Source organism: Saccharothrix deserti, assembly GCF_009769385.1.
In the GTDB taxonomy this organism is placed as follows: Bacteria; Actinomycetota; Actinomycetes; order Mycobacteriales; family Pseudonocardiaceae; genus Actinosynnema; species Actinosynnema deserti.
Genome location: NZ_VKAB01000040.1, coordinates 1 through 15429 on the forward strand (window position 1 = coordinate 1; position 15429 = coordinate 15429).

Consider the following 15429-nt stretch of genomic DNA (forward strand, 5'->3'; position numbering starts at 1 on the left):
GCCTGGCGTTGTTCGACTCCGCGGTGGCCAGTGGTCAACCCGTGGTGGTCGCGGCGCGGTTGGACACGGCGGCGATCGCGAAGTCCGGTGTGGTGCCGGACGTCTTGCGCCGCCTGGTGCGGGCTCGCCGCGTCGTGGACGACGTGCCGGCCGGGCAGGAGTCGAAGCTGGCCGCGCAGCTGACCGGGCGATCCCCGGCCGAGCAGGATCGGATCGTGCTGGAGTTCGTCCGGACGCAGGCCGCGGTGGTGCTCGGGCACGACAGCAGTGGCGCGATCACCCCGGACGAGACGTTCAAGGCACTGGGGTTCGACTCGCTGTCCGGCGTGGAGTTCCGCAACCGGCTGCAGGCGGGCACCGGGCTGAACCTGCCCGCCACCACCGTGTTCGACCACCCGACACCGCTCGCGCTGGCCGGATACGTCCGGCAGAACCTGTCCGGGGTCGGGGAGTCGAACGGCACGAGCGCGGAGTACTCCGAGTCCTACGTCCGCAAGCTGCTGGAGCGGATCCCGATCGAGGCGCTGCGCGCGTCCGGGATGGTCGACATCGCGCTGCGGCTCGCCCCCACCGTGGAGCAGGCGCCGGTCGCCGAGCCGGACAACGGCAAGGACATCGCCGAGCTCGACGTGGACGAGCTCATCGACTTCGCGATGAACCAGTGAGAGGACCCACCGTGGGCAGTCAGTTGATTCACCAGCTCGTGTCCTGGGCCGCTGGACTGCGCTACGACGACATCCCCGCGCACACCGCGGCGCTCGCCCGCAGTCAGATCATCTCCAACCTGGCCGCGGTGCGGGCGTCGGCCGCACACCCGCTGGGCGGCAAGATCGTCGCCGCGTTCGGCACCCCGTTCGAGGGGGATGCCCGGCAGACCGCGCACGTGCTCGCCGCGCTGTCCATGTGCCTGGAGTACGACGAGGTCGCGTACTCCGGGCACCCGTCGGCGTCCTGCGTGAACGTCGCGCTGGCCTATGCCGGGCAGGAACAGCTGGACGGCAGGCAGCTGATCACCGCGGTGGTCGCGGCCAACGAGTGCGCCACCCGGTTCCAGGCGGGCATGCTGCTCGGCTCGTTCTTCCGCGGCCAGAGCGCGACGTACACCCACCTGCTCGGCGCGGCCGTGGCGCGGCTGCACGCCCAGGAGCACAAGACCGCGATCTGGGAGGACGCCGTGGGCCTCGCCTTCGGCATCCTCCCGACCCCGGTGGAGCACGCGTTCCTGAACAGCGACGCCAAGGTGCTGGTCGCGGCCACCCCGGTGCGCATGGCGCTGGACGCCTGCGACGCCGCGGTGGCCGGGCTCGCCGGGCCGCACGACGTGCTGGAGGGACCGGACGGCGTGCTGGCCGCGCTGTCCGACGTGCCGATGCCCGACGCGGTCGTCGCCGGCCTCGGTCGCCGCTGGCACACCGACACGTTGTCGTTCAAGCGGTATCCGGCCAGCGCGTACCTCCAGGCCGCGTTCGAGTGCGCCGAACGCATCGCCGCCGGGGCGGGCGCGATCGACCCGGACGACGTGGCGGTCGTCCGGGTCGACGGATCGATCCTGACGTTCCTCCTGCAGCACAAGGCCGCGCCGTTCCTGGCCGAGGCGGACACGGCCACCGCGGCGCTGACCTTCTCCGTCGGCTACGGGATCGCCACGATCCTGCTCACGGGTTCGCTGACCACCGCCGACCTGGCGGGCGACGGCCTGCGGGACCCCGTCCGCTGGGCCCTCGCGGACAAGGTCGAGGTGCGGCACGACAAGAACCTGACCCGGCGGATGGTCGCCGCGACCGTGCCGCTCGGTGAGGCACTGCGGCAGGCCGGCCCGCGCGCCATGCAGGTGCCCGCCATCGCCGCGTTCGGTGACGAGGCACAAGAGCTGCTCGCGGAGCTCGGGCCGCCGTCCGAGTCGTTCGCCGACGCCACCATGGCCATCGGTGCCAGGGTGGAGGTCGAGCTGCGCGACGGCACTACCCTGGTCGAGGAGCTCGGCCAGGCCACCGGGATGGCCGGACCGCCCACTCGGGACACCCACCAGGAGCTCGTCGCCGCGAAGTTCACGGCGAGCGGCGGTCACGCCGACGCGCTGGTCGACCTGTACCGGCTCGACGAGCTCGACGCGGGCGCCGCGGCGACGGCCGTGCGGAAGGCCCTGGCATGACGGACGAGTTCGCCGCGCACCGGCGGTCGGTGGGAGAGATCAGCTACCTCGACGTCGGCGAGGGACCGGTCACCGTGTTCGTGCACGGGGTGTTCACCAACGCCCTGCTGTGGCGCAACTGCCTGCGCCGGCTGGCGGGTCACCGGCGGTGCATCGCGATCGACCTGCCCGGCCACGGCCACACGCCGCCGGTCGCGGACGCTTCGGTCGACGGGCTGGCCTCGGCGGTGCGGACCGTGCTCACCGCGCTGGAACTCACCGACGTGCACCTCGTCGGCAACGACACCGGCGGTGCCGTCTGCCAACTGGTGTACGCGGCGGACCCCGGCCGGTTCGCCTCGCTGGTCCTGACGAACTGCGACACCGAGGGGAACTTCCCGCCGCCGTTGTTCCGGCCTGCCGTGCACCTGGCCCGGCTGGGCCTGCTCAGCCTGCTGCGTCCGCTGGTAAAGGCGCCGCGCGTCGTCCGCCAGGCGTACCGGATCGGCTACCAGCACCCGGCACCGCCGGAGATCATCAGCAGCTTCGTCGGCCCCGTGCTGGGCTCCCCGTCCGGAAGACGGTTCATGCGCGAACTCCTGTCCTCCATGGACTCCCGCCGGCTGGCGCGGATCAACCCCGCGTTGCGCGAATGCCGGATCCCCGTCGCGCTCATCTGGGGCACCGGCGATCCGCTCTTCGCACCGCGCTGGGCGTCCTGGCTGAAAGACCTCATACCCGGCGCCACGGACGTGGTGCCGATCCCCGGTGGGCGGCTGTTCTTCGTCGACGACCGGGCCGACGAGTTCGTCACCGCCCTCCGGAACCACTGGAACTGAAGGAGAACCATGGCTGTCTTCGCCTCCGCCGAAGAGCTGTACGCACTCTTCGTCCCGTTCCTCGAGCAGGTGAGCCAGGGCCACCTGAAGAAGAAGTTCCTGTCGATCAAAGCCAGTTTCAAGGTGCACAACACCGATCCGGACTCGATTGTGTTCATGGACTGCACCCAGGACCCACCGGTGGTCAAGGTCGGCGACGCCGCGGCGGCGGAACAGGCGGACATCGAACTGACCATGTCCGCCGACGACAGCCACCAGTTCTGGCTCGGCCGGCTGAACGTGACCAAGGCGATGGCCGGCCGGCGGGTCAAGTTCTCCGGGCCGCTGATGAAGCTGATCGGCATGCTGCCGGCGTTCCAGCCCGCGTTCGCGGAGTACCGCGAGTACCTGGTCACCAACGGCCATGAAGCGTTGCTGCAGAAGCAATGACCGTGGACGGACAGAGCTTCCGCGACGCACGGACGAGGTTCTCGGCAGGCACAGGGTTGCGGTGGGTGTGTTGGGCCGGCGAGACTGCACGTCTCCGTTCACGGTTGGGGGACGCCTTGCGGACATTGGTCGTTGCTGCACTGTTCGGGAGTCTGCTGGTCGCCGCACCCGAGGCCGATGCGGCGGGGATCGGGTGGGTGCCTTGCCCTGATCAGCCGACGGCCGAGTGCGGGACGGTGGGGGTGCCGTTGGATTGGGCGGATCCGGGTGGGCCGTGGGTGGAGTTGGCGGTGTCCCGGGTTCGGGCCACCGATCCCGCGCGGCGGATCGGGGTGGTGTTCGTTGACGCGGGTGGGCCGGGTGGGTCCGGGGCGGAGTTCGCGCGTGCGCCGTATCTGAGTGCGGAAGTGCGGGCGCGGTTTGATGTTGTGGGATTTGATCAGTTGGGGACCAACGGCAGTTCGGCGATTCGGTGTTCGGCTGAGTTGATGGCGCTGAATCCTGGTGACGATCCGCAGGACGAGGCGGCGTTCGAGGCGTTGGCGCGGCACAACCGGGCGGTGCGTGAGGACTGTCGGGCCGACAATCCCGTGTTCGATCACGTGGACACCAAGCGGTCCGCTCGGGACATGGACGCGGTGCGGAAAGCGTTGGGGGAGAGGCGGATCAGCTTCTACGGCATCTCCTACGGCACGTTGTTGGGCCAGCAGTACGCGGAGATGTTCGGGTCACGGGTGCGGTCCATGGTGTTGGACGGGGTGATCGACCACAGCGTCGACAAGCGCCGGTTCGTGCTGGACCGGGCACGGGCGGTGGAGGAGGCGTTCGGCGTGTTCGTCGCGTGGTGCGCGGACAACACCACGTGCGCGCTGCACGGGCAGGACGTCTACGCGGCGTGGGAGAAGGCACTGAAGGCAGCGGACGAGATCGGGTGGGGGCGGGAGAACCTGATCCTGTCGGCGTTCCACGAGATCCGCGGCGGGGCGTGGGAGAGCCTGGCGTCGCTCATCGCGGACGTCGGCGGCGCGCGGATGTCGTTCGAGTACAACTACAACTCGCTCCGCTACGCCGTGGTGTGCCAGGACTTCGCCTTGCGGTTCCGGGACTTCGGCGAGTACCGGGCATTGCGGGAAGCCGAACTCCGCGCGGCCCCCACGCTGCGCGGCACGTTCATCGGTCACCAGGAGGCCGCCACCTGCGTCGGCTTCACCGACCACCCGACCAACCCGCCGCACCGCCTCGACGTCGACCACGCACCACCGCTCCTCCTGCTGACCAGCCGCTACGACGTGGCCACGCCGTACGCGTGGGCGCGGAACGTGCACCGGCAGGCCGAGGGCTCGCACCTGGTCACCTTCGACGGCCCCGGCCACGGCGTCTACCACGCCAACGACTGCACGCGGACCGCCGCCGACGCCCACCTGCTCGGCACCGCGCCCGCGCGCGACACCACCTGCTGATCCTCCACACGGACGACCGAACACCCCTCAAGAGACGCTGACCTCACCCTCCCGGGGTGGATAGCGTCGAGGTCGTCGGGGGCGTCGTCACTTCCGGTCCACCGCCACCGCGGGTCTGCGGTGCCTCCCGGCCGCGCGATCCACAGCGCACCACCGAGTTCGGGAGGACCTGTGTTCAGACCACGAAAGCGCGGTAAAGCCCTGGGAGCCGTCGTGCTGGCGGTCGGGCTCCTGGCCGTGCCGGCCACCGGGACGGCCGGTGCGGAACCGGCGCCCACGAACCGACCGCAGCCACGCACCGTCACGCTGATCACCGGCGACCGGGTCGTGGTGACCGGCGAGGCGGTCGGCGCGTTCCACCCCGGTCCCGGCCGCGAGAGGGTCACCTTCCACTCGACCCACCGGGCCGGTCGGCTGCACGTCGTCCCCGAGGACGCGGTCAAGGCCATCGCCGCGGGCCGGCTCGACCCGAGGCTGTTCGACATCACCGGTCTGATCGAAGCCGGCTACGACGACGCCCGCACCGACCCGAGGACGCGGTCAAGGCCATCGCCGCGGGCCGGCTCGACCCGAGGCTGTTCGACATCACCGGTCTGATCGAAGCCGGCTACGACGACGCCCGCACCGACCACGTGCCGCTCATCATCACCGGCACACCCACCAGCGGCCTGCGATCGGCCCGCACCCTCCCCGGCGCGGTGGCCACCCGAGCACCCAAGGCCGACGCCGGCACCGCGTTCCGTGACCTGCTCGCCGACCCCGGCGTGACCAGGATCTGGCTCGACGGCCTGCTCCGCCCCACCCTCGACCGCTCCACCACCCAGATCGGCGCACCCACCGCCTGGCAGGCGGGGTACACCGGCAAGGGCGTCAAGGTCGCCGTGCTCGACGGCGGCGTGGACGGCGCGCACCCCGACCTCGCGGGCAAGGAGGTCGCCGAGCGCAACTTCACCGAGGACCCGGACAACACCGACACGGACGGCCACGGCACGCACGTCGCGGCCACCATCGCCAGCGGCAACCGGACGTACCGGGGCGTGGCGCCCGACGCCCGCATCCTCGACGGCAAGGTCTGCATGAACGGTGGCTGCCCCGAGTCCTGGATCCTGGCCGGCGTGCAGTGGGCCGTGGACGAGGGCGCGGACATCGTCAACCTCAGCCTCGGCGGCTACGACTCACCCGGCGTCGACCCGCTGGAGGAGGCGATCAACAACCTGACCGCGAAGACCGGCACCCTGTTCGTGGTCGCGGCGGGCAACGGCGGGCGGTCCGAGTCGATCGACTCGCCGGGCAGCGCCGACGCCGCGCTCACCGTCGGCGCGGTCCGGTACGACGACGACCTCGCCCACTTCTCCAGCCGCGGCCCGCGCAACGGTGACGGCGCGGTGAAGCCGGACATCACCGCGCCCGGCCTGAACATCGTCGCCGCCAAGGCGGCCAAGGCCACCATCGGCACCCCCGTCGGCCGGCGGCACCTCGCCCTGTCCGGCACGTCGATGGCCACCCCGCACGTCGCGGGCGCGGCGGCCCTGCTCGCCCAGCAGCACCCCGACTGGACCGGCGCCCAGCTCAAGGCCGCCCTCATGGCGTCGGCCAAGCCCAACCCGAACCTGGGCGTGTTCGACCAGGGCACCGGCCGGGTGGACCTGACCCGCGCGATCACCGCCACCGTCGCCGCCGAGCCGGTGAGCCTCACGTTCGAGGAACAGCGCTGGCCGCACGACGACGACACCCCGGTCGCCAAGACGGTCACCTACCGCAACAGCGGCCCGGAACCCGTCACCTTCGACCTCACCGCCGACCTGCGCGGACCGGACGGCCGAGCCGCACCCGAGGGCCTGCTCACCGTCACCCCCGCGCACGTCACCGTGCCCGCCGGCGGCACGACCGCCGTGGTCGTCACCGCGGACACCAGGGTCGGCACGCTCGACGGCGTCTACTCCGGCGCCGTGATCGGCGGACCCACGCGCACCCCGGTCAGCCTCGCCCGCGAGGTCGAGAGCTACGAGATCGCGGTCGAGCACCTCGACGCCGAGGGCGACCCCGCGTTGGACCACACGACCGCGCTCGTCGGCATGGACAACGACGTCTACACGACCCTCTGGGGCCCCGACGGCATCGCCACCGCACGCGTGCCCAAGGGCGAGTACATGGCCCGCTCGGTCGTCCGCACGGGCGCACAGGCCGCCGTGCTCGCCCGCCCGACCATGACCGTGGACGCCGACCACACCCGGTTCACCTTCGACGCCCGCGTGGCCCAACCGCTCCGCGTCACCGCGCCCGATCCCACCGCGACCCCGATGATCGGCGACATCAACGTCTCCAGGGTGCTCAACGGCCGGCGCGTCGTGCTCAACACCGCGTTCCTGTCCGGCTTCGTGGACATGTCGCTCGGCCACTCCGGCCCGACCCTGCCCCCGCAGGACCTGAACGTCTCGATCGGCGCCCAGTTCCAGAGCCCGCCCCTCGACGGGACACCGACGCACCACCGGTTCCGCTGGGTCGTGCCGGGCGCGGTGCCCACCGGGTTCACCCGCGCGCCCACGCGGGACGAGCTGGTCGAGGTGCGCACCACGTTCGCCCCCGGTCCGGCCGACCGGCAGCACCTGCACAGCGGCAACGCCAGCCCGCCGGACGGCTCGGGCGGCTGGTCGGTGATGCTGCCGGTGCCCGCGGGCGGCGCGGTGGTCGACCTGATCACGCCCGACCAGCTCACCTGGGGCTGGGCCTACCAGCGGCTGTCACCGCAGTACCGGACCGAGGCCGACTACTCCTCGTTCAACCGCAGGTACGCGTTGGGCGGGAGCTACGCGGAGCGGTTCCTGTACCCGGTGCTCGGCCCCGGTCTGGCCGGCTACTCGGCCACCTACCTGGGCATCCACGAGGACCGGGTGACCGCGCAGGTGCCGCTGATCAACGACCGCGACGGCAACCTGGGCCGGGGCGGCCACGAGTCGGCGCGCACCTCGGTGTACCGCGACGGGCGGCTGGTCGGCCAGATCCGTGACCAGTGGGGCGAGTTCACCGTGCCGCCGGGTGAGGCCGACTACCGGGTCGAGCACGACGTCGTCCGGGACGCGACGGCCAACGAGCTGACCACGCGGGTCAGCGGGGCGTGGACGTTCCGCACGGACACCCTGCCCGACGGTCACGGCCGCCGGCTGCCGTTGTCGGTGGTGCGGTTCACCCCGCAGCTCGACGCCGCCGGTGGCGCGCCCGCCGGTCGGGTGCTGAGCGTGCCGCTGACCGTGGAGCAGCAGGACGGCGCGGACAACGGCGAGGTGAGCCGGATCCGGGTCGACGTGTCGTTCGACGACGGCAAGACCTGGCGGCGGGTGCCCGTCGCGGGCGGTGCCGCGCTGGTGCGGCACCCGAACTCGGCCGGTTACGCCTCGCTGCGCGCTTCAGGTTCCGACAGCGACGGCAACACCTTCGAGCACACGGTGATCCGCGCTTACAAGATCACGAGCTAGGGCGTGCGTGCCGGGAGGGACGGCGGTCCCTCCCGGCACCCGCGTCAGTACGGCTCCACCGTGGGGATGACGGGCGTCATCGGGGTGACCCCGAGCGTGCGGTCGTAGATCTGCCCCCAGGTGCGGTCGGCCGGCGCTTCGGTCAGGATGCCGTTGATCCGGTCGCGCAGTGGTTTGTCGTCGAGTGCCAGGCCGATGCCGTACCTGTTGATGCTCGCCGCCGAGAACCGGACTGTGTCGTACATGCCCGGTCGCTCCGCCACGTAGCCCGTGAGGGCGATGTCGTCGGAGAAGACCACGTCGACGCGCCGGCTGTACAGCGCTCGCTCGGCGGCAGGAGAGTGCGTCGGCGCGGATCACCGATGAACCCAACGGTGATAGGCATCCAGGTCGACGTTGCTGCCGCAGATGACGGTGACGACGTGGCGGCCGGCGAAACGGTCACGGTCTTCCAGGACGGCGGCGACGCCGAGGGCGGCTGATGGCTCGACGATCAGGCCCGTGTGCTCCAGGAGCATCCGCATACCCGCGATGATCGACGACTCGTGGACGAGGACGGCGTCGTCGGCCACGGTGAGCAGGTCGTCCAGGACTTCCGGGATGGGGAACCGGCCTGCGACGCCGTCGGCGATGGTGTCGGTCGATTCGGTGGTGACGACGCGGCGCTCGTGCCAGGAGCGGGTCATCGCCGGTGCACCTGTGGGCTGCACACAGATCACTTCGACTCCGGGTGCCAGGGTTTTCAGGACGTGGCCCACGCCGGTGGCCATCGCGCCGCCGCCCAGGGCGATCAGCACGGCGTCGAACGTGGACCCCTCGTCCGCCAACTCCAGACCGATCGTCGCGGCGCCCTCACAGGTCTCGACGTCCAGACTGTCCTCGACCAACCGAATGCCGCGCTGTTGCGCGGTGCTCGCCGCCCGTTCGCGGGCCATTTCGATGTCGCCGTCCACCAGTTGCAACTCCGCACCCAGCGCGCGGATCCGATCCAGCTTGGCGACAGGTGCCCGCCGCGATGCCACTACCGTCACGTCGAGGCCACGGCGGCGGCCTGACCAAGCGAGCGCCTGGCCGAGGTTGCCCGCGCTGGCGCACACCACGGCAGTGCGGCCCTGCTCGGTCAGCAGGCTCGCCACGAGCTCGGTACCACGGGCCTTGAAGCTGCGGACCGGATTCGCCGTTTCCAGTTTGATGCTCACCGTGCAGCCGAGCCGGCTTCCCAGTGCGTCACACCGGTACATCGGAGTGTTCAGGAACATGGGGTCGATCACGTGGCGGGCCGCGTGAATCCGATCAAGATCAAGCCGCGTCTTGAGCACTCCGAGACCATAGACACCCGACTTGCGAAGCCGGTGGACCATGCCACCGCGCTCGGTGTGACGTGCAGGTCGTCCGAGGTGAGTTTGACGATGCGGGCGACGGGTTGTGCGTAGAGCAACATTTGTCGGCCGGCTACTACGGTGGGCGCATGATCGAAGCTTTGCGGTCGTGGGCTGACGGACCCATCGTCGCGTTGGACTTGGAGACGACGGACGTCAACCCACGCCGGGACCGGATGGTGACCGCCGCCATCATTGCCATCACGCCAGGCCGACCCGGAACGCGACCGGAGGTCGACACCCGTACCTGGTTGGCCGATCCCGGAGTCGAGATCCCCGCCGACGCCACCGCCATCCACGGCATCACCACCGAGGTGGCCCGTCTCGAGGGCCGTCCCGCGGCTGAGGTGATCCACGACGTGGCCGCTGTGCTCACCGAGGTGTGGACGCCGACGACGCCGCTGTGCGCGTTCAACGCCGCGTTCGACCTGACGATGCTCGACGCCGAACTCCAGCGGCATCACGGTCGCCGTTTGCCGCTCAGCGGTCCCGTGGTCGATCCGCTGTGCATCGACCGGCAGCTCGATCCCCGGCGAGAGGGCAAGCGCACGCTGGCCGCGGTGTGCGATCACTACCAGGTGCGGCTCGACGACGCCCACACCAGCTCGGGTGACGCGATCGCCACAGCGCGTTTGGCCTGGCGGTTGGCCAGGGTGTACCCCGACGCCGTGGGACGGGTCGCTCCGCACGTCCTGCACAGCCACCAGGCCCGCTGGTACCGCGACAGCGAGTTCGCTTACGCCGACAAGCTCGAGCGACGCGCCGCGGGCTCGGCGGCCCGCGGCGATCGCGTCGGTGCCGAGCGGCTCGGTGCCCGCGCGGCGGATGTTCGGACGCGTGCCCGCTCCTGGCCGTTGTTGCCCGACGCGACGGCTCAAGTGGAGAACACCCGCCGTCGCTTGCCGCCTCGGCCCGGTGGCGTGGCGAACTCGCACGCCTCCTGGACACCGGACCAGGACGCGGCACTGCGTGACGAGTGGTTGGCCGCCGATCCGCGGGAGGTCGCCGAGACGCGCCGCAAGGAGATCGCTGCTCGCTACGGGCGCACTCCGGGAGCGATCCGGTCACGGCTGCTGCGGCTGCGGTGCGATCCCGAACTGCCGGGCCTCACCTGCGACGAGCAGCGTGCCGCCGAGCTGCAACGCCTCTACGACGCCGAACACGGTCGGAATTGATCACTTTCGCGATGTCGTTCGACATCGACCGCCCGCACGCGTGTCGTATCGGAGGTTGCCGTGACGGCATGGTTCACACTCAAGGCGTCACAGGCACGACAGGTGATCAAGGGGAGCCCTTGCCATCGGACTTGATCTTCGCAAATCGAGCTTCGCGGTCCCTCACCAACATGATCTTGATGAGATCGCCTCAATGCCGATGAGCGGGCTGTTGTGCGGTCGGTTAGGGCAGGCGTTCATTGGCGCCGGATGGATGGTTGGGACAGATGGGGTGCGGTGGTCGGTGACGGCGGGCGGTGATGAGCCAGGCACGCGAGTCGAAGTACACGCCGTCGTCGGTGTTGTGGGCGTCGAGGGTGGCGCGTAGCCGGGTGCGTGCTTGCTCGGCCGTCGCGGCGTCGAGGTTGGCAAGCAGGTCTTTGAATTCCCATAGGCGGAGCACGGCATCGAAGGCGGTGGCGCTGTCCGGGCCGTAGTAGACGGGCTCGTGCACGTCGGTGAAGCTGACTTCCGTGAAGCCGGCCGCCGCCAGGATGCCTTCCGTGACGGTCGGGTCGGCGAGTGAGAACGGGTCCGCACCGCCGGTGGGTGTGGCTGTTGCGGCGGTGAGGGTCCGGCGGATCGCGGAGGCCCATTCATTGCGGTCGCGGTCTTGCCAGACCAGTAGCACCAGGCGCGCTGCGGGGCGCAGGGCGCGCCCGATATTGGTGAACGCGGCGACCGGATCGGCGAAGAACATCGCTCCGAACCTGCTGATACAGAGGTCGAAATGCGCCGGTGGGAAGCGGTGAACCTGGGCGTCCGCCTGCTGGTAGGTGATGTTGGGCAGTCCCTGGTCTTCGCTGAGCTGACGGGCCCGTTCGAGCATTCGTGCGGAGAGGTCCACGCCTACCGCGCTTCCGGCGACGGCGGCGCGGGCGGCCTCGCGTGTGGACTGGCCCGTGCCACAGCCGATGTCGAGCACACGGTCACGGGAGCCGACGCGGGCAGCGGCGCGGAAGAGTTCGTTGTGCAGGCGCAACTCTGCGTCGTAGTCGAACAGGTCGGTGTGCCTGGTTCCGTGCTCACCCGCGGTCGGCTCGGAGTTCGGCCGCGTCTGGGCACCCTGCTGGTCGGACATCACCGTCACCGGATCCTCTCGATACCGATTTCAACATGTTTGTCGGTCTTGTGGATGTCGATGTCTCAAGGCTCTATCGGGCCGTCGCGGAGTACGCCTCGCACCTGGTCCAGCGACACTGTTTCCGGCGGGAACTCCGCCAGCCACCAGGTGGCGCCCGCCTTGGCGTAGGGCGCCGGATCGGCGCTGGGTGGGAGGGCGACGGCGATGTCGTACGGGGTCGTCTTCGGCCGGCGGAGATCGGTGATGGTGGTGACGATGTCGGCGAGCTGGTCGGGGCGTTCGAGGTTGACCGGGAAGAAGCCGTCGTGCCGGGCGGCGCGGCGCAGCGGTTTGACGTTGCCGGGAAGTCCCGCGGCCCACACCGGCACACCGGGCCGCTGAACCGGTCGGGGACCGACGCCGAGGGTGAGGCGGCCACCGCTGAGCCGGTCCAGCGTCGCGGTCTCCCTGGCGACCTTGGGTGGCCGGCGGCGGGCAAGGGGTGTGACCATGGGGCCGAACCGAAGGCGTTCGGTGGCGGTGGCGATCGCGGTCAGCGTGATCCACGGGTCGGCCACCTGCCGGACCGGCGCCCGCCAGCGCAGGTGGTCCCACACGAACACGCCGTGCCAGCCGGCCTCCTCCGCCTCGGCGGCCAGCCGTGCGACCACCGCCGGTTCGGCGAGATCGTCGAAGATCGGCAGCCAGAGCGCCGAACGCAACCGGGTCATGGTCGGCCACCTCCGGTGTGCTGGATCAGAGCCGGTACGAACACGTCCCACAGCGGCCTCGGCAGGTCGTGCCCCGCGCCTTCCAGGATCAGCAGCTTCGCGCCGGGAATCGCGTCGCGCAGTGCCTGCCCGTGGGGGAGGGGGAAAAGCGGGTCGTGGTCCCCGTGCACCACCAGGGTCGGCGCCGTGATGTCGCCAAAGCCGCGGGACGGCCCGTCGAAGGTCATCGCGTAGTGGTTGGCGAGGGTGGACGCGATGGTGCGGGTGCGGGCCACGTCCCGCTCGACCAGCGCACGCGTGGCGGCTTGGTCGAAGTACGGCGAGCCGCCCGAGCACGCCTTCGCCGATGCGACGACGAAGTCCACCACCGCGGCGGGATCGGCGGGGTCCGGGTCGGCGGGGGTGTTGCCGGTGAGCTCGTCCGACGACGGTGGGAGGCCGTCCTCGCCCGTGGAGGTGGAGACGAACGTCAGCGACGCGACCCGGTCGGGGTGGTCCACCCCGAGGATGAGCCCGATTCCGCCGGACATGGACCGGCACACGACGTGCGCGCGTTCGACGTTCAGGGCGTCCAGGATGCCGAGCGCGTCCCCGGCCAGGTCGGTGAACGTGTAGCCCGGCCGCCCCGGCGGGTAGCTGGTGGATCTGCCGGTGTCCCGGTTGTCGTAGCGGATCACGAACCGGTCGCCGCGCGCGATCCGTTCGCACAGCTCGGCTTCCCACCACAGCATCGAGGCGGCCGCACCATCGATGAGCAGGACGGCCGGGTTCCGGGGGTTTCCGAAGGTCTCGACGCACAGCTCGACATCGCGGATCTCGACGAGCTTCTCGCCGTTCGAAAGGTGATCGGTCATGAACGCCACGCTAGTAGGGCAGCCGCACTTGTCGTGCGACCTTTCGTGATAGGTGACACCTGATCTCGGTGGTTGACGCCACCCTGAGAAATGCCGAAGCCGGACCGGATTTCTGCTGTGCCCGTTCCCGCGGTCCGCACAGCGGTAGCTTGGGTTCCATGATCGTATGGCTCAACGGCACCCACGGCGCAGGCAAGACGACGACCAGTGCACCCGTGCAGCAGCTGATCCCCGATTCACGGGTGTTCAACGCCGAGAAGGTCGGCGAGACACTCATGGACATCACGCCGGGGCTGCCCGGGACGGACAACTTCCAGCACTGGCCGCCGTGGCGGCAGCTCGTGGTCGAGACCGCCCGCCGCGTACTCGACTACACCGGCGGCACTCTGGTGATGCCCATGACCGTCCTGGTCGAGCAGTACTGGCGCGAGATCAGCACGGGCCTCGCCCGACATGCCATTCCGGTACGGCACTTCGTCCTCCACGCTGACCAAGACACCCTCCGCGGGCGCATCGAGGGGGACCATCCCATCCCCTCCCCATTCCGTCTCAAATACCTTGAGCCCTACGCCGAGGCGGCCCGCACGTGGCTACACGGCGAGGCCGAGGTCGTCGACACCACGCACCTCACGCCCACCCAGGCCGCCCTGCAGATCGCAGAGGCCGTCAAGAGTTGAGGTCCGCCCGCCACGCGAAAACAGGCGCAGGTGGCAACAAAGAACGAACAGCCGAAAAGTGAGCGTCCCGCCGGACACCTCGACCGAGCCTGGCCTGGCACCGGCCGTACCGCCAGTCTGAAGTAGCCGATATGAGCGTGTAGCAACTGTCGGACGTGACCGGGATGCCGGTTGCCGGTTTCAGTCGTCGTGCCCGGCGTTTCCACCGGACCCGATCCGATCAGGTCGGTTCGGATCAGGTCAGCCCTTGCTACGGTGACGCATGCTTCCGGTACGGGCCAACGGCGTCGAACTCGGTGTGGAGATCTTCGGTCGCGATGCCGATCCCCTCGTGCTGCTGGCCGGCGGCACCACGATGCTCTCCTGGCCGGACGCGCTGTGCGAGCGGCTCGCGGCCGGCGGACGTCGAGTGGTCCGTTACGACCTGCGCGACTGCGGGGGCTCCACGACCGTCGATCCGGAGGCACCCGGCTACACGCTCCGCGATCTCGCCGCCGACGCGGCGGCGCTCGTCGACGCGCTCGGCGCCACCACCGCCCACCTCGGCGGCATCGGCGTCGGCGGCATGGTCGCGCAGGTCGCCGCACTCGACCACCCGGGTGTGTTCTCGGCGCTGACCCTGATCGGGACGCGCCCGGTCGCGCCGGGCCCGGTCGATGACGATCTGCCCGATCACGACGCGGAGGCGATGGGCGCACTGTTCTCCCTCCCGATGCCTGATTGGAGCGACCGGGCCGCGGTCGCCGCGTACGCCGCCGACCGGGCGGCGCTGCTCGGCGACGACCCGGAGCAAGCGCGCACGACCGCGGCGCGGATGTGGGACCGCACACCGTCGAGCGCCCCTTCAGCGCACGAGGCGAACCAGCTCGGGATGGTGTTCGCCCGACTCGACTGCGCGCCGCGGTGGCGCGAGAGGCTCGGCGATCTGGCCGTACCGACGCTTGTCGTGCACGGCCGCGCGAACCTGTTCTTCCCAGTCGGCAACGGCGAAGCGCTCGCCGCCCAGATCCCCGGCGCGCGGTTGCTCGTCCTGGACGACATGGCCACAGCGCTTCCCGACGCCGCAGCCGACCAAGTCGCCGCAGCGATGCTCGACCTGCCGACCATCCCGCCGAGTGCGTGACCGCCGAGCGTTGCGAGATCGTCACTGCGACCGGCGGACTGACCCGCAGAAGTGCT

15 protein-coding genes are annotated in these 15429 nt (G+C 70.5%); 10 read left to right on the forward strand and 5 right to left on the reverse strand.

Translation table 11 applies throughout. From position 1 onward, the window contains the following. The 7 genes from FM051_RS40410 to FM051_RS40440 all read left to right on the forward strand — a co-directional run. Window positions 1-665 (forward strand): acyl carrier protein (locus FM051_RS40410; RefSeq protein ID WP_238412993.1); only part of this gene is annotated, 665 nt, incomplete at its 5' end. A gap of 11 nt (window positions 666-676) precedes the next feature. Next, the gene (locus tag FM051_RS40415) at window positions 677-2152 is read left to right on the forward strand and encodes an MmgE/PrpD family protein (RefSeq protein ID WP_158852414.1); all 1476 of its coding nucleotides are present in this window, start codon (window positions 677-679) and stop codon (window positions 2150-2152) included. After that, window positions 2149-2970, forward strand: coding sequence for an alpha/beta fold hydrolase (locus FM051_RS40420; protein WP_158852415.1), 822 nt, complete (start codon window positions 2149-2151; stop codon window positions 2968-2970). Before FM051_RS40415 ends, FM051_RS40420 begins: the two co-directional genes overlap by 4 nt. A gap of 9 nt (window positions 2971-2979) precedes the next feature. After that, window positions 2980-3399: an SCP2 sterol-binding domain-containing protein gene (locus FM051_RS40425; protein ID WP_158852416.1), complete on the forward strand. Its 420-nt coding sequence runs from the start codon at window positions 2980-2982 to the stop codon at window positions 3397-3399. Further along, on the forward strand, window positions 3396-4859 hold the full coding sequence (locus FM051_RS40430) for an alpha/beta hydrolase (protein ID WP_238412994.1): 1464 nt from the start codon (window positions 3396-3398) through the stop codon (window positions 4857-4859). The genes FM051_RS40425 and FM051_RS40430 overlap by 4 nt, the downstream gene beginning before the upstream one ends. A gap of 171 nt (window positions 4860-5030) precedes the next feature. Further along, on the forward strand, window positions 5031-5456 hold the full coding sequence (locus FM051_RS40435) for a hypothetical protein (protein WP_158852418.1): 426 nt from the start codon (window positions 5031-5033) through the stop codon (window positions 5454-5456). A gap of 35 nt (window positions 5457-5491) precedes the next feature. Further along, a complete protein-coding gene (locus FM051_RS40440; RefSeq protein ID WP_158852419.1) occupies window positions 5492-8332 on the forward strand; it encodes a S8 family serine peptidase in 2841 nt (946 codons plus the stop codon). A gap of 44 nt (window positions 8333-8376) precedes the next feature. Here FM051_RS40440 and FM051_RS40445 read toward each other — a convergent pair whose 3' ends face one another. Both FM051_RS40445 and FM051_RS40450 read right to left on the reverse strand, forming a co-directional pair. Further along, entirely contained in the window at window positions 8377-8631 is a 255-nt protein-coding gene (locus FM051_RS40445; protein ID WP_158852420.1) for a type 2 periplasmic-binding domain-containing protein, read from the reverse strand. 57 nt (window positions 8632-8688) lie between these two features. Then, complete coding sequence (locus FM051_RS40450; protein ID WP_158852421.1) at window positions 8689-9651, reverse strand: threonine ammonia-lyase; 963 nt, start codon at window positions 9649-9651, stop codon at window positions 8689-8691. Window positions 9652-9800: 149 nt separating this feature from the next. Here FM051_RS40450 and FM051_RS40455 point away from each other — a divergent pair, with 149 nt between their 5' ends. Then, on the forward strand, window positions 9801-10886 hold the full coding sequence (locus FM051_RS40455) for an exonuclease domain-containing protein (protein ID WP_158852422.1): 1086 nt from the start codon (window positions 9801-9803) through the stop codon (window positions 10884-10886). 223 nt (window positions 10887-11109) lie between these two features. On the opposite strand, the gene FM051_RS40460 is transcribed toward FM051_RS40455, so the two are convergent. The 3 genes from FM051_RS40460 to FM051_RS40470 all read right to left on the reverse strand — a co-directional run bounded on the left by FM051_RS40460 (window position 11110) and on the right by FM051_RS40470 (window position 13573). Next, entirely contained in the window at window positions 11110-12006 is an 897-nt protein-coding gene (locus FM051_RS40460; protein ID WP_158852461.1) for a class I SAM-dependent methyltransferase, read from the reverse strand. 65 nt (window positions 12007-12071) lie between these two features. Then, window positions 12072-12719: an LLM class flavin-dependent oxidoreductase gene (locus tag FM051_RS40465; RefSeq protein ID WP_158852423.1), complete on the reverse strand. Its 648-nt coding sequence runs from the start codon at window positions 12717-12719 to the stop codon at window positions 12072-12074. Continuing rightward, complete coding sequence (locus FM051_RS40470; RefSeq protein ID WP_158852424.1) at window positions 12716-13573, reverse strand: alpha/beta fold hydrolase; 858 nt, start codon at window positions 13571-13573, stop codon at window positions 12716-12718. Before FM051_RS40470 ends, FM051_RS40465 begins: the two co-directional genes overlap by 4 nt. Window positions 13574-13731: 158 nt before the next feature. Here FM051_RS40470 and FM051_RS40475 point away from each other — a divergent pair, with 158 nt between their 5' ends. Then, window positions 13732-14250 carry an AAA family ATPase gene (locus FM051_RS40475; protein WP_158852425.1) on the forward strand — a complete coding sequence of 173 codons (519 nt, stop codon included), beginning with the start codon at window positions 13732-13734 and terminating at the stop codon, window positions 14248-14250. A gap of 262 nt (window positions 14251-14512) precedes the next feature. After that, a complete protein-coding gene (locus FM051_RS40480; RefSeq protein WP_158852426.1) occupies window positions 14513-15373 on the forward strand; it encodes an alpha/beta fold hydrolase in 861 nt (286 codons plus the stop codon). The last annotated feature ends 56 nt before the right edge of the window (window positions 15374-15429 follow it).